Below are 15,578 nucleotides of genomic sequence, written 5' to 3'. Positions count from 1 at the left end.
ATTAAATTTCGTTTAATGGATCCCAAAAAATTTTTCTGAAGTTTTGGATTTTGTTCCCCTTTACTGCAACACCCTCTTTTGCCAGTTTCTTAGTAAAATCAGGAATGCAGGATTCGGCTGTAATCACTCCGGAAGAATTACAAACTCTATGTGCCGGAAAGCCTGCATCATAATGTCGCAATGCATTTCCTACATGACGGGAATGATTGGGATAGCCAACAGCTTTTGCTATAGCTCCATAGGATGTTACCCTGCCTTTTGGTATCATCCTGATAATTTCAAAAACCTGATCTTTAAATTGCTGATCCATGAAGAATGTATTTAATCTAAAGTTAAAAAAATATTTACTAACAATACACCTACTGCTGATCCTCTAATAGGATATCGCAAAACTCGTATCCATAAGATTTTCCATCATGGTTATAAGACTTTTCTACTCTTTCTCCGTTCTTAATACTCAGGTTATTTTGAAATACAGGTCCTGCGTATACAAATGTATGAAACTCACCGTTTTCACCACAAGGATCTACATTTTCAGGAAGCTTATCAATAAGATATTCATCCAGGTCACATCCTAAGAAGTCGGAATTCAGATATTGTTTGTTGATACAACAGATTCTGGTACGAAAGCCCAGTTCTAAGAATTCATATACCAGATTTCGGGTATCTTTTTTCCAAAGCGGAAAAATAGCTTTCCACCCAATTTTTTCTAATTGTTTCTCCCTGTATTTCCTCAAATCTTCCAGAAAGATATCACCAAATACAGATGTCTTGATACCCTGTTCTGTAAATGTGGATAATGTCTGCTCCATTATATTTTCATAGGCAGCCATATCTGAGGATTCGGGTAAATTAATTTTAGTAAGTGGTAATCCTATACTTTTAGCTTGTTTTACTAACAAACTTCCGCTTACACCATGCATAGAAATTCTCTGGTTAACGGCATTAACAGAGGTAAGTAAGCCTTCAACCTGATAGTCTTTGTTATTGATTATATTATAAAGTGCCATTGCGGAGTCTTTTCCACCGCTCCAGTTCATTAATACTTTTTCCTTCATACAGAAGTTAAAGTTACTTGTTATTGGTGAACAGTCAATAGTATATTTCTTTATCCTGAAGAAAAGATAAGCTACAATGTGGAAAACTAAATTTTAGCAATAAGATTTCTGCACAGCTTGTAAAGAGGTTTCTCTATCCATAGATAGATTATAATGGAACAAATCCAAAGCAGTACAAAATTGCGATCGGGCAAATAAAGCAAGGATTTAAGTTTCAGATTGAAGTAACTGATGTGGATAAGATAAAAAACAAAAGAGGCATTTCCCAAAAGAACCAGAAACTTTGTGGATAAAAATCTGGACACCCATGTTTTTTCAGACATTAATCCCCAAAAGAATAATGCTATCGCAACAGGAAGAAACAGCTCATGAATTAATCTGCCTTCCCAACGTTCCACTCCATGCACAAAATTATTTCTGGCAAAAAAAGCAATGGCAATTGTAAACAGCATTATTAAAAGTCCCCCGTACAATGTAGGATTCTTTAGTTTCAACAATGTATTTACTCTACTTTCCTGCTTCATCATATAAGCCAATAGCATTCCGAAGAAGAACTCTGTACTTCTTCCGAAAAAAGTATTGCTCATAATAAAGTTCAGCGGGTACAAGAAACCTTTGGGATTCGCATTGTACCAATGCAAACCATAGCCTATAGCGCAACTGAGAAGGAATAATCCCAACATCAGTGAGACACAATATTTCCAGCTTTTCTTTAGTAAAAGAAATAACACCGGTGATAGCAGATAGAAAAAGAATTCCACATTAAGTGACCAGGCCTGTACAATTCCGGTAAGAACATATTTATCAAACAATGAATACAGTAGCAAGTATTGCAGGAAATAGGTATCTACATTCTTAGAATATTCCGTGTCCAGAAAATAGAAGCTAAGCAAAATCCAGTATAATGGAAATATTCGGGCTATTCTTAGCAGAATGTATTTTAGGTAGTCCTTTTTGCTTTCCAAGGGTTTGTCCTGATAACGATAAGCTAACAGAAAGCCACTCAGAACAAAAAATACAGTTACTCCAATGTGCCATTCACTGATGAAGCGCATTATTGCCCATGGCAGATCATTGCGCCAGTATTTTCGGTTATGATAAACAAATACCATAATCGCGGCAATAGCACGCATTCCGGTAAGGGCATCGTATTTAACGGTGTTTGGAGACTGCATTGTAAAAAATAAAAGGCTTATTGGATAAGCCTTTTATTAAGAAATTTATATTCTGTTTCTATTAAGAGTTCTCAAGAATGTAAGTAAACATTAGTGGAGCACAGATTGTGGCATCACTTTCCACAATAAATTTAGGTGTGTGGATATCTAATTTACCCCATGTAATTTTCTCATTCGGAACAGCTCCGGAATAAGAACCATAAGATGTTGTAGAATCAGAAATCTGGCAGAAATAAGACCAGAAAGGTACATCGTGCATTTCAAGATCCTGATACATCATCGGAACTACACAAATAGGGAAATCTCCTGCGATACCTCCACCTATCTGGAAGAATCCAACTCCTTTTCCGCTACTGTTACCTTTGTACCAGTCTGCCAGGTAAGTCATATATTCGATACCTGACTTCATTGTAGAAGCTTTTAATTCTCCTTTAATGCAGTAAGATGCAAAGATGTTACCCATTGTAGAATCTTCCCATCCCGGTACTACGATTGGTAAGTTTTTCTCAGCTGCAGCCAACATCCATGAATTTTCTTTAGGAATTTCATAGTATTGCTCTAATACACCTGAAAGAAGCATTTTGTACATATATTCATGCGGGAAATATCTTTCTCCTTTATCTTCTGCATCTTTCCAGATCTCGTGAATATGTTTTTGTAATCTTCTGAAAGCTTCTTCTTCAGGAATACAAGTATCTGTTACACGGTTAAGACCTCTTTCTAAAAGATCCCATTCTTCCTGTGGAGTAAGATCACGGTAGTGAGGAACTCTTTCGTAGTGAGAGTGTGCTACCAGATTCATTAAATCTTCTTCAAGGTTAGCCCCTGTACAAGAAATAATAGCTACTTTATCCTGACGGATCATTTCTGCTAAAATTTTACCTAACTCAGCAGTAGACATTGCACCTGCTAAAGTAATCATCATTTTCCCGCCATCTTTAAGGTGGGCAACATAACCTTTAGAAGCATCTACTAAAGCTGCTGCATTAAAGTGTAAATAATATTTTTCTATAAAATCAGAAATGGGTCTATTGCTCATTTTTATTATTATTTAATTTCTGCAAAGATAGGGATTCGTAATTAGAAATTTAGCTTCATCCAACGACCCCATTTAATTTACATTCTAAATTTTCGGTTTTCTTTTTTTTCGGAATGTTGCTTTTTCTGAGTCAACCTTTTTTCTTTGGAAGACTTTGTTGGCTTAGTCTTGAATCTTTTCTTCGGTACAAAGAGTGCTTTGTCCACCAACTCCAATAACTTTTGGATTACTTTTTCTTTATTATCAAGCTGAGAGCGGGATTCCTGAGCACTCAACTGCAAATAGCCTTCAGCACTGATCTTATTTTTCAGTTTTTCGAAAATCAGTTTTTTCTCTTCATCCGAAAAGAGTTTAGAATCCCATACCGCCCAGCGGGCAGTAACCATAGTTTCTACTTTATTCACATTCTGCCCTCCCGCACCACTACTCCGTGCAGTTTTAAAACTTAATTCTGAAGTGAAATCTTTCATTTTATAAAGATACAAGAATCAAGAGTAAAGATAAAAGACTATCTAGTCATAAGTTTCAGAAGTTCCATTCGGTTTACCTTACCATTAGGCGTCCTTGGAATTTCAGCTACAAATATTATTTCTTTAGGCTTATGAAAAGGCTTTTCAAATTTAATATCCAAAACCTGAGATCTCAGTATTTCGTTTTCATCTGCCTCAATAACCAAGATTAATTTCTGTCCTAGTACCTCATCTGGAATTCCCATAAAAACTGCTTCATTAGGAATTTCCTTTTTAACAAGAGCCTCTAGCTGTTCCGGAAATATCTTAGCACCTCCGGAGTTAATAACATTATCGGCTCTGCCTAAAAACCTGAATTGTTTAGCGTTAAGCACATCAACGATATCATTAGTTTGCAGTAGTTCAGGATTAATCTTAGGCGCAGAAATACGAAGACAACCACGATCATCAAGGGAGATATCCACACCATCGAAAAGTGTAAAATAATCTTCACCTTCCGGATAAATCCGTTTCAATCCAATATGAGAAAGGGTTTCAGACATTCCATATGTTTCATAAACTTTGGATGTTGCCTGTTTATTTTCTAAAATATCACTCAGCTTTTTCTTCAAACTTTCAGATACAGCTGCTCCTCCAATTATTAAATTCTCTATCAAATGTATTTTATCCAGAGAATTTTCAACCTGCAAAGGGGTCATTGCACAAAAGCAAACAGATTCTTCAATATTTTTAAGAGGATCCAATTTGGGCTCTGCAATTGTAAGTTTCATCCTGCGTAGAAAAGATCTTACCACCATCATTTTACCCGAGATATATTCTACAGGAAGGCAAAGTAATGCTGTATCTCCTTCTTTAAGATTTAGGAAATTACAGGTCATCTCTGCTGAGTTCAGCATTCTGGATTTCTCAATCGGGAATTTTTTAGGAATCCCTGTGGAACCAGAAGTCTGCACTTCAACTGTTTCGGAATCGGAGAACCATTCTGATAAAAAGTTTTTAACCTTCACTTCAAAATCATTTTGAGGCTTTAGGCTCTCTATGTCAATGCTTTTTGAAAAATCAATCTTCATATTTCAAATTTACAGCAATCTGCGACAAAGAACAACATGACTTTTATTTCACCAATACCTGAGCTCTTCGCAGGTTTTCAGTTGCCTGTAAAATTTTATTTTTCAGGATTGAGTTATAATCGGGGTTTTTCTGAATAAATTGATTAACAACATTAAGTGCTTCAGGATTCTGATAGCTGCCAAAAGTAGAGCGAAGCCAGTTATCCGGGAAAAAGATATCTCCTGTTTTCTGTATTTCCTGCAATAGCTCCAAAGACTTCGGTAAATAATTAACAGAAGTTTGCTGTCTTAACGGATGATGTAAATATCCTAATGCAGCCCCAACAGATGATTCATTAGTTCTGTTTTGCTTTTCAGCAAGGCTATTAAAAAATTCATCACGAACTTTTTTATCCGAAGAAGCAGCTTTCATTATAATTTTAAAACGATTAATTCTATCAGGATTTTTAATTCTGGTTAATTGTTCCTGCAGAAGATCGCTATTGTTATTATTTCGCAATGATAAAGCTAACGCAAGGCTTGTAAAGTCTTCATCATTTAAAGTAATACCTTGTGGTGCTGTCTGCGTCTTCCATATTGTATACAAATTATCGTATGCCTTTTTAGACTGAAAAATTCCCTGATAACAATCGAACAAAATTTTCTTATTATTTGTTGCCACTTGCCCTTGCAATGCATTCCATATCGTATTCTCTAAGCTTTCAGACTCTTTGCTCCGTATACGTTCGGGTAAAAATCCCCAATATATTCCGGAAATATATCCTGTAATAAGTCTCAGGTTAAGCTCTGTATTTTCTTTTTGTAGCTGTCCGGTAAAAAAATGCAATAATTCCTGCGACGTAATACCTGATCCTCCCAACATGTTTTCATACAAAGAAATATAAGCACTGGCACGGCTTACCGGATCTTTTACCAATGAAAAATCAGATATTACTTCTTTCCCGGTTCTGAATACCCCATAGCCAATACCCGATGAATTTTGCAGAATAAATAATGGCTTTTGTTTTCCTTGTAGTTCAGATACTTCCTGTTCTTTCCCGGAAAGTTTCACATTAACTTTTTCAATTCTATCCGGATAAAATAAACTGAGTTGAAACTCCTGCGGCCAGAGTTTTTGTACTTCGCCATGTTCCGGATGTTGGGTTATTGTAAAGCTTCCAATCTTATTTCCATTATATTTCACCTTATAATCAATAACTGGCCTCCCCGGTTCATTTACCCATACTTTATTCCAACTTTGCAGATCTTCCGGTGTGTGACTATCCAGAATTTTAATAAGATCTGGCCATGTAGCATTGCTATAAGCATATTTTTTAAGGTATTCACTTACCCCTTTTCTGAAGTTATCTTCACCAATTAACAATTCCAGCTGGCGCATCATAATCGGGGCTTTATTATAAATAATAGGCCCGTACATCATTCCTGCATTTTGCAAATTGTCCAGGATCTGCCGGATAGGATTTGCACCAATAGTACGGTCTACAGAGTATGCCGCAGGGAAATGTGTTGTTAGAAACTTCAGATCGTAAATACTTTTATCTGAAGAAGCTCCTGTGCTTTTATCTGCCATAAAGTTGGCAAAAACCTCTTTTGTCCATACATCATTAAACCAGTCCATGGTTACCATATCTCCGAACCATAGATGTGCAACCTCATGAGCAAGAAGATTAGAACGATTATTCAGTTGGCTTTGTGTTGCATTTTTATCTAAAAATAAAGTAGAATTCTGAAACAGGATTGCCCCGGGGTGTTCCATTCCACCAAACTGAAAATCGGGAACAACAACCAAACCATGCTTCTGGAAAGGATGTGGAATACCTGTCCATTTTTCGTAATAAGCAAGTGAATTTCTGTAAATATTATAAACAGAATCCATACTATTTTTAATCTTTACAGAATCGGTTTCACGATACAACATACCAGCATCCTGATTTCCTATCTTTTCTTTGAAATATTTAAAATCTCCGACGGCAAAAGAAAACAGATATGTTGGTAATAAATCTGATTGGGCAAAACTCAGTTTTTTCCTTCCTTGCTTTATGGTTGTTTCTTTTAGCTTGCCATTAGCCGTTGCATTCCACTTTTCAGGAATTGTAAGGGTTAAAGAATAGGTAGCTTTTAAATTTGGCTGATCAAAACATGGGAACATGGTTCGCGCACGATCCGGTACAAACAAAGTGTACAGATAACCATCACGTCTGTTCAGTGCGGAATTACCTGCTAAGAATTTAAAAGCAATCTGGTTAAGCCCTGATTTCAGGTATTTCTGATCTATTAAAATATGTTCCTGATCCAGAACAGGTTTTATGATTTGTCCATTTACAGTCACGGACAATAAAGACGCCGCATTTTCTTTAAAATCTATTTGCAAAGGTAGCTCACCTTGTTTTTTATAGCTGAAAGTAATGTTTTCTGCTCCAGAAATTCTCTCGGTTTTGCTTTCAGGAATATCCAGATCTAGCTCGTATTTAATATCGCTTAATGTACTTTTCCTAAACTGAGCTAATTCATAAGATACACCAGACTCAACTTTCAGACCGGACTTTATTTGGGCATTATAGCAACTGCTGAATATGATAAAAAATGATGTGAGTAAACCTGTTTTCATAGTTTAAAGATAAGAATAGAATCGGAATTATAATAAAAGTCCGGATTAATCCAAATGTCAGAATCGATTACAAATAATAATTACACTCAGTTAATCTGCTTTTTATTAAATTATTAGCATTCATATTACGATATTTGTTATTCTAATTAACTAATAATAATATGAAGTATTCAAAATTGGCTCTGATTGCATTAGGGTCGGTATCTGTTTCTATGTTTTACGCTCAGGATTCTGTTACGGTTGCAGATTACAAAAGAGCAGAAAGCAGATTGTTTTACAAAACCGCGCCTCTGGTCCGGAATGCAATGAACGCCCCTACATGGGATAAAGATGGTAAAGGATTTAAATATACCAAAACTTCATCAGCAGGAGAGCTCACTAATGTTAATGTGGTTCTTGAAAAAAAGACTAAAACTGAAACGGTAATTCAGACTGGTCAAAGAAATCCTAATTCTCCAATCACACCGCCACAAAGGAAAAACAATAAACCTGGCGTTCTCTCTCCCGATGGAAAAAAATTGGCTTACATAGATAATTACAATTTGTGGATAGAAGACACAACCACACATGATAAAAAGCAACTGACTACTGACGGGATAAAAGACTTTGGATATGCTACCGATAATGCAGGCTGGAAGCATAGTGATGCACCTATTCTAAGATGGTCACCTGATTCCAAAAAGATTACTACTTTTCAGATGGATGAAAGAAATGTAGGCGAAATGTATCTCGTGACTACCAATGTAGGCCATCCACAACTAAAAGCATGGAAATATCCACTACCTGGTGACACAGTTCTTCCGATGTTGCACAGAGTCGTTATAGATACTGAAAACGGTGGTTTAGTTCGTTTCAAAATGCAGCCTGATTTTCACAGAGGAACATTAAGCGATGATATTGCTGCCAGTGGGACCTTTGATGATATCGACTGGAATCCGGATGGTTCAGAAGTTGCCTTTGTATCTACTTCCAGAGATCACAAAAATGCAAAATTAAGAATTGCCAATACTAAGGATGGTTCTATCCGTGAAGTTTTTGAAGAAACTGTTGCTACACAATTTGAATCCGGACGTAATGCAATCAACTGGCGTTATTTAGCTGCAACAAATGAAGTATTGTGGTATTCCGAAGGAGATAATTGGGGGCATCTTTATTTGTATGATGCTAAAACAGGAAAACTGAAACATCAGATTACTAAAGGAGACTGGCTTGTAGCTAATCTATTAAAGGTAGATGAGAAGAACCGAAAATTATATTTCACAGCAGCGGGTTTGCAAAAAGAAAACCCTTATTTTATTTCTTTCTGCTCAATCGACTTTTCCGGAAAAAACTTCAAAAATCTAACTCCGGAAACAGGTACCCACCAGATTACACTTTCTCCAGACGGAACTCATTTCATAGATCAATATTCACAGCCTAATATAGCACCAGTTTCTTTAGTCAAAAAGCTGGATGGTATGAAAGTTATGGATTTGGAAAAGGCAAACTTAACGGCTTTGGAAGCTACCGGCTGGAAAGCACCGACACCTGTAAAGCTAAAAGCTGGTGATGGCGTTACTGATGTTTATGGTCTTCTCTTCCAGCCTAGTAATATTGTTGCTGGTAAAAAATATCCGATTATAGATTATATTTATCCTGGTCCGCAAGGCGGAAGCGTTGGAAGCTGGGCTTTCACTGCATCTAAAGGAGACAACAATGCCCTTGCTGAACTAGGTACTTATGTTTTGGTTTTGGAAGGGACCAGCAATCCTTATCGTTCAAAATCTTATCATGACATGAGCTACGGAAATATGTCAATCAATACTTTACCCGATCAGATCGCTGCGATTAAACAACTTGCAGCAACATATCCTATAGATGTGGATAAAGTTGGCATCTGGGGACATTCGGGTGGAGGTTTTGCAACTGCAGCAGCCATGTTCAGATATCCGGATTTCTTTAAAGTTGGTATCTCAGAATCTGGTAATCACGATAATCGCAATTATGAAGATGACTGGGGCGAAAGATATAACGGGCTTGTAGAAAATTCAGACTATGCATCACAGGCTAATCAGCTTTATGCTAAAAACCTGAAAGGCAAATTACTCATTGCACATGGTATGATGGATGACAATGTACCTCCATACAATGCATTACTGGTAATTGAAGCTTTAGAAAAAGCTAATAAAGATTATGATTTTATTGCTTTTCCTAACAGTGCTCATGGTTTTGGAGAACATACTTATTATATGATGAGACGTCGTTGGGATTATTTTACGGCTCATCTTCTGGGTAAGAAACATCCGAAAGAGTTCTTACTGGGGCCTAATAAAACTAAGTAAATAAAAAAACCTGCTAAAAGCAGGTTTTTTTATTATTTCAAATCTAAGAAATTACATTCTGTTGACTGTTCCTATTCCTAAAAGTTCTAATGCTTTATGAATAATATTCCCAGTTACTTTGGATAATTTTAAACGAAGCTGTTTTGCATCTTCATTATCCTGATTAAGGATAGGATTATTCTGATAGAAAGAGTTATAAGATTTTACTAAATCATAAACATAATTTGCTACCTGAGCAGGACTCAATGTTTCTGCTGCTTTAGCTATCACTTCATTAAACTGAGAAGTCATTACTAATAATTCTTTCTCGGAAGCATTTAATTGGTAGCTTTCAGAAATACTACCCTCTTTATATTCTGCTCTATTCAACAATGACTGAATTCTTGCATAAGTATACTGAATAAATGGTCCTGTATTACCATTGAAATCAATACTTTCAGCCGGGTTAAATAATATCTTTTTCTTCGGATCAATCTTCAGAATATAATACTTCAAAGCACCAAGCCCAACAGTTTCATAAGATTTCTCTTTTTCTTCTTCCGTAAGACCTTCCATCTTACCTAGTTCCTGCGCTTTTTCTTTTGCAGTAAGGTACATTTCCTCCATTAATTCATCAGCATCAACAACTGTACCTTCACGGGATTTCATTTTTCCATTAGGAAGTTCCACCATTCCGTAAGATAAATGATGTAAATGATCTGCCCATGAGTATCCTAATTTCTTAAGTATCAAAAATAATACCTGGAAGTGATAATCCTGTTCGTTTCCAACAGTGTAAATTAATTGCTGAATATCATTGTCTTTAAAACGCTCTACAGCTGTTCCCAGATCCTGAGTCATATATACAGAAGTTCCGTCAGAACGCAGTAATAATTTCTGGTCCAGACCATCTTCCGTAAGATCTATCCATACGGAACCGTCATCTTTACGGAACAGAATGCCTTTATCCAGTCCTTCCTGAATAATATCTTTTCCTAGAAGATAAGTATTACTTTCAAACTGACGCTGCTCAAAATCAACTCCCATACGCGCATAACTCTCATTGAAGCCTTTATACACCCAAGCGTTCATCATCTCCCAAAGCTGGCGTACTTTTTCATCACCATTTTCCCATTCTAATAGCATTTTCTGAGCTTCCAACATTATTGGAGCCTTCTTTTTAGCTTCTTCCTCTGTTACTCCCTGAGTTTTTAGTTCCTCAATCTGCTTTTTATATTCCTGATCGAATCTTACATAATAATTACCAACTAATTTATCACCCTTCAACCCGGTTGATTCAGGAGTCTCACCATTCCCAAACTTCTCCCATGCTAACATTGATTTACAAATATGAATACCACGGTCATTAATAATCTGAGTTTTGATTACATTATACCCCGCAGCTTTCAGTATCTGTGCAACAGAATAACCTAAAAGGTTGTTTCTTACGTGACCTAAGTGCAATGGTTTATTAGTATTCGGAGACGAATACTCTACCATGATAGTTTCTGCCTTTGCAGAAAGATTTCCTAAATCATCACCTAAATTCTGGACCTGACCGATAAAAAAATCATTTTTCAGAGAAAGATTTAAAAAACCTTTTACGACCTGATAGGACCTGATATAATCAGTAGCTGCTATAAGTTCTTCACCCAATTCCTGTCCCAATGCATCCGGACTTTTCCTCGCCTGTTTTACAAGCGGAAAAATCACTACAGTGAAATCTCCTTCAAAATCGGTTTTGTTTTGCTGAACTTCTAGTGTAATACCTTCTAACTGGTATTTCTGCTGAATAATCTCAGTAATCTGATCCTGAATCTGTTTTTTTATCTCCATTCTTAAAATAGTTGTAGCTGCAAATTTACGAAATAAAAAAAGGCCTTCAATAAGGCCTTATAAATTTGTTATCTTGGATATCCAGGATTTTCACAATTAGGATCGTATCCTCCTCTACACTCTTTTGTAATTGGATTCCAGCCAATACAACATCTTGGTGCCATTCCTCCTCCTATAATTCTTAATTCATCCCGATTTAATGCTTTCAGATTTTTCATAATAATATATTTATTTGGTTTACATGACAAATATCATATTTAATTCCATAACTACAAAATAATTCACAATATTTAGAATAAATATACTAACAAATAAAAAAACCGCCCAAAGGCGGTTTAGATATTGTTTGAAGTAAATTACAATTTTTAAGGGGTAGTGCAATTAACAACAGTATTTAATACACATGTTACTCCATGTTTTGTATGACATGCGTTTAGTGTATCATTAAAGCCACCTGTCCCACAAATACAGGTATCAAGATTTGGAAGAGGATCTGGTGTAGTACACATAAAGCGATAAGTATCTCCACACGCATATGAATTTACCGGCATTGTTTCTGGTTCATCCCCTCCAGTAACTGATTTCAAATCTTTTACAATTTCCTTTTTAAAAAGTAATTTCTTATTGATCGCTTGCTTTTTCATAATTTAATGTTTGAGCTTTAGCAACCTCCAGGAGGAAGCGTATATAATACACATCTGGAACCATGCTGTGTTTCACATACTCCCATAAAAGCACTTTCTTCCGGAGGAGCAATTCCTCCTTTTATTTTACTTAGATCAACCAGAATTTCTTTTTTAATCAGTAGCTTTTTTTTAATTTTTTGTTTTTTCATAACATTTTGATTTTGAAATTAATAAATTCATTTTTTGGTCACTCCTAAGATAACAATTATTCTGATAAAAGATTATTTTTTTCATTAAAAAAATTCTTATTATTCATTTTTTCGTTATATATCTTTAACAAATACTCATATAAAACCATTTCTGAAAATCGCGCATCATAAACAAAAAATCTATTTAAAGACATATGGATAATACTTCCCAGCATGTCTGAAAATTTAGTTTCATCTTTATTCTTATGGCTCTCAAGTTTTATAGATTCTATTATCTTCTTTTGTTTTATATAATATTCATTCTCCACTTTATAGTAAAAATGTGGTTTGCTTGTTTTATCAAGGAAAAAACTTCTTAGTATATTCTTATTTTTATTATATCCCTCTAAAAGAACCTTAGTATATTCCGGTGACTTTATATTATATTCAGCTTTCAGATTTGTTATTATTCTTTTTATAAAAACAATCCTGTCGCTTAATGTGATTTCGGACAAATTAAAATAACAATCGACTACAGCTAATGCACACAACCAGTTCTGTTGATCATCATCTAAAGCTAATTTTAGTAACTTCATGTTCTTAATACTATCTAAGTAGAACAATTCCTCTACAAGATCTATTGTCTGCTCACCATATCGTTCTAGTTCTCTCTGATAAGTATCTAGTTGTACTTTATGAATTTTATTTCTTAAGGTTTCTTTATCCAATAATTTATAAACACTAGATATTAATTCACCGATTTTATCTGTTTTAAGTAAAAATCGTAATCTAAGATGAAAGTCAGGATCGTTATATCGGATAAAAAAGAACATATCCGATATTCCGTCTTTTGCCAATTTATCCGTTAATGGTAATATATATTTCACCAATAATAAATTAATAAATTCAGGGTTTCCATATATTTTATAATACACCCATTCAGAGCCTATCATAAAGTTTCTTTTTTTCTTACTCATTGTTTATAAAAAGCTACTAATAATTCATGTGAATATCTCTTTTCGTCTTTATCCTTAAGATAGCTGTCCTGCAATAAAAATTCTTTAAACTCAATTCTATTTAGTTTCACAGACTCTTTTACTAATGTTTTTAGCGACATCTCATTTTTGATATCTATTAGTAACTCATTATCTCCATAAACAAAAAGTACATATCTAGGTAACTGATGACGGCTCCATAGTTCTTCAATTCCCTTTAATAAATCACTTTTGTTATTCGATATTTTTTTTATATTATCTATTTCATTACTGTTGATAAACCATCTGGCCTCAGAAATTACAATCCCTTTATATTCAAAACGAGGAATAAAGGAATAAAGATTAGCCAAAGCTCCAAATGAAAATCCAATAAATGAACGCTTCCTCTGATGTTGAAATTCAGAAAGGAATTTATAAATATCTAAATCCGACATAGAATAATTATGAGCATTCGTTAATCTCGGAATGACTTCAACATCTAAACTTTTCGACCATAGTATAAGTTTTTTGTCCAAAGTAAGTCTCAAAAATAGATCATCTAAGTGTATAGGCTTTGCATTTTTTGAATGCTCCGGATTACTCATAATAGGAATAAAATAGTTATAAAAAATAGGATGCTCGATCACATTAGAAATACGAATGGTAGGAGTAAAAGCTATTTCAGCTATTACTGATTGTTTAGTCCAATTCTCATTATCTTTTCTCAATTGCCCTTGTTCGAATTCGACAATCTCATTTATATATTCTTTTATATTGTTATTTGCAAATGAGAACCGGGTCAAAAGATTCACAGCAGAAGATCCAGAGAGGCCACTTATGGCAATTTTTTCTTCTCCATTTTCATAAAATAATTTAGCAGAGCCATAAATAGTAACCGGAAGATCCTCCCACTGATCATTATCTGTAAAATCATTATCTTCTAATTCTACTACCTGTCTATTTTTTCTAAAAGATTCAATAATTTTTGCGCTAATTATATTCTCGAAATGATTAAGAACTGTGTTTGATTTGGAAATAGTGTCTTTAGACGAAATAAATTTTTTCAAGTCATCAATAAACTCATTTTTAATAGTATGCCCACTACTCACTGGAAAGCCAATACCTATATCTCTATCCAAGGCTTCCAATAATGAAATTTCCTGAAATTCATATTTTTCATAAAATTTATCTATAAATTCTACTAAATTACTTCTATTCTGTACCCGGGATATTCTGTTAAAAAATGGAATTACGTTTCTTATTTGTACAAGAAAATGTTTGTCCAAAACAGTTTCATTTTCTTGAATTGTGACTGTACAATTAAAAAGATTATTAGTAGTAATACCGGAAAATTCTTTTTTTGTGACTGATAACGCGTCTTCATATTTAGTGCTTATTCTTTTAGACTGATCATTCTTCAGGAGATTATATTGATGTAGTATATTTTTTATAGAATCATTATAATTAGTATTATTAAAAAACTGATTAAGTTTTTCAATATATTTAAGATTAACTTCCGGATTTATATTTACTATTAATATATTGTTATTAATAAGTTCGGTGATATAATTATCTAATTCCGAAGCGTCATAACCTGAATCTAAAAGATGATAAATCAATGCTTTTTTACTAATTCCATTTTTTGAATAGTCTAATATCCTTTTTAATATCTGATTATATTCAGTTTGAACTATTCTAAATGATTTATCACCTTTATTACTTTCTGTAAGTTCTTCTACATACCTGTATTTTTTATAGTATCTGCTTACTGTATTATTTGAAAATAAATGAAAGTCTTCATTTGTAGCTCTAAAATTCTCTTTTACAATATTATATAAGAAAAGATTATCATATTCTTGTATGACTTCAATCTTTTGAGTGTTAATTGTAAAATCAGAATGAGAAGATACAACCCCAGTTTTTATTCCTGAGAAAAGTCCAAACGGTGTACTCCTAGTACACATTCTGGAATAATATTTATACAGACTTATTTCAAGCTTTTCTCGCTCTTTATTTTCAATATTATTTTCTTTTAAGGCACTTGTTAATTGGCTGTAGAAACTATAGCTAGCATTACAAATTGCATCTCTAAAAAAAGTGTTTGACTGAAATTCTTTAATTACATCAACCTTCCGATTTAATATTTCATCGGATGAATAAACAGGAAATCTTAAAACGAACTTTTCAAAAAAATTATATGGATTTTTACTCATAAAGTTATCTACATTCATTAA

General features: G+C 34.2%; 14 protein-coding genes. 1 reads left to right on the top strand and 13 read right to left on the bottom strand.

What is annotated here, in order from left to right:
• Position 1 precedes the first annotated feature (1 nt).
• The 7 genes from BAZ10_RS06760 to BAZ10_RS06730 all read right to left on the bottom strand — a co-directional run bounded on the left by BAZ10_RS06760 (position 2) and on the right by BAZ10_RS06730 (position 7,420).
• On the bottom strand, positions 2 to 310 hold the full coding sequence (locus tag BAZ10_RS06760) for an MGMT family protein (protein ID WP_059324166.1): 309 nt from the start codon (positions 308 to 310) through the stop codon (positions 2 to 4).
• Positions 311 to 359: 49 nt separating this feature from the next.
• Positions 360 to 1,058, bottom strand: a complete 699-nt coding sequence (locus BAZ10_RS06755) for a Dph6-related ATP pyrophosphatase (protein ID WP_078771421.1) — start codon at positions 1,056 to 1,058, stop codon at positions 360 to 362.
• Positions 1,059 to 1,144: 86 nt separating this feature from the next.
• Entirely contained in the window at positions 1,145 to 2,233 is a 1,089-nt protein-coding gene (locus BAZ10_RS06750; RefSeq protein ID WP_078771420.1) for an acyltransferase family protein, read from the bottom strand.
• A 61-nt stretch (positions 2,234 to 2,294) separates the two neighbouring features.
• Entirely contained in the window at positions 2,295 to 3,272 is a 978-nt protein-coding gene (locus BAZ10_RS06745; RefSeq protein WP_034870957.1) for a deoxyhypusine synthase family protein, read from the bottom strand.
• A gap of 77 nt (positions 3,273 to 3,349) precedes the next feature.
• Entirely contained in the window at positions 3,350 to 3,742 is a 393-nt protein-coding gene (arfB, locus tag BAZ10_RS06740) for an alternative ribosome rescue aminoacyl-tRNA hydrolase ArfB (protein ID WP_059324163.1), read from the bottom strand.
• A 38-nt stretch (positions 3,743 to 3,780) separates the two neighbouring features.
• Entirely contained in the window at positions 3,781 to 4,812 is a 1,032-nt protein-coding gene (locus BAZ10_RS06735) for an AMP-binding protein (RefSeq protein ID WP_078771419.1), read from the bottom strand.
• Positions 4,813 to 4,855: 43 nt separating this feature from the next.
• Positions 4,856 to 7,420, bottom strand: a complete 2,565-nt coding sequence (locus BAZ10_RS06730) for a M1 family aminopeptidase (RefSeq protein WP_078771418.1) — start codon at positions 7,418 to 7,420, stop codon at positions 4,856 to 4,858.
• A gap of 161 nt (positions 7,421 to 7,581) precedes the next feature.
• Between BAZ10_RS06730 and BAZ10_RS06725 the strand changes: the two genes are divergently transcribed.
• Positions 7,582 to 9,741, top strand: a complete 2,160-nt coding sequence (locus BAZ10_RS06725) for a S9 family peptidase (RefSeq protein WP_078771417.1) — start codon at positions 7,582 to 7,584, stop codon at positions 9,739 to 9,741.
• A 51-nt stretch (positions 9,742 to 9,792) separates the two neighbouring features.
• Here BAZ10_RS06725 and argS read toward each other — a convergent pair whose 3' ends face one another.
• The 6 genes from argS to BAZ10_RS06705 form a co-directional block, all read right to left on the bottom strand.
• Positions 9,793 to 11,556 (bottom strand): arginine--tRNA ligase, encoded by a 1,764-nt coding sequence (gene argS / locus BAZ10_RS06720; RefSeq protein WP_078771416.1) that lies wholly within the window; start codon positions 11,554 to 11,556, stop codon positions 9,793 to 9,795.
• A 68-nt stretch (positions 11,557 to 11,624) separates the two neighbouring features.
• Positions 11,625 to 11,774, bottom strand: coding sequence for a hypothetical protein (locus tag BAZ10_RS18885; RefSeq protein WP_165690096.1), 150 nt, complete (start codon positions 11,772 to 11,774; stop codon positions 11,625 to 11,627).
• Between the two features lie 147 nt (positions 11,775 to 11,921).
• Positions 11,922 to 12,200, bottom strand: coding sequence for a hypothetical protein (locus BAZ10_RS06715; RefSeq protein WP_078771415.1), 279 nt, complete (start codon positions 12,198 to 12,200; stop codon positions 11,922 to 11,924).
• Between the two features lie 17 nt (positions 12,201 to 12,217).
• On the bottom strand, positions 12,218 to 12,391 hold the full coding sequence (locus BAZ10_RS19035) for a hypothetical protein (RefSeq protein WP_154492337.1): 174 nt from the start codon (positions 12,389 to 12,391) through the stop codon (positions 12,218 to 12,220).
• A 56-nt stretch (positions 12,392 to 12,447) separates the two neighbouring features.
• A complete protein-coding gene (locus BAZ10_RS06710) occupies positions 12,448 to 13,347 on the bottom strand; it encodes a thiopeptide-type bacteriocin biosynthesis protein (RefSeq protein ID WP_078771414.1) in 900 nt (299 codons plus the stop codon).
• Positions 13,344 to 15,575, bottom strand: a complete 2,232-nt coding sequence (locus tag BAZ10_RS06705) for a lantibiotic dehydratase family protein (RefSeq protein WP_078771413.1) — start codon at positions 15,573 to 15,575, stop codon at positions 13,344 to 13,346. The genes BAZ10_RS06710 and BAZ10_RS06705 overlap by 4 nt, the downstream gene beginning before the upstream one ends.
• Positions 15,576 to 15,578: the final 3 nt, after the last annotated feature.

Source organism: Elizabethkingia occulta (genome assembly GCF_002023715.1).
In the GTDB taxonomy this organism is placed as follows: Bacteria; Bacteroidota; Bacteroidia; order Flavobacteriales; family Weeksellaceae; genus Elizabethkingia; species Elizabethkingia occulta.
Note: the sequence above shows the minus strand (reverse complement) of the source record. Positions and strands in the feature narration are given on the sequence as shown.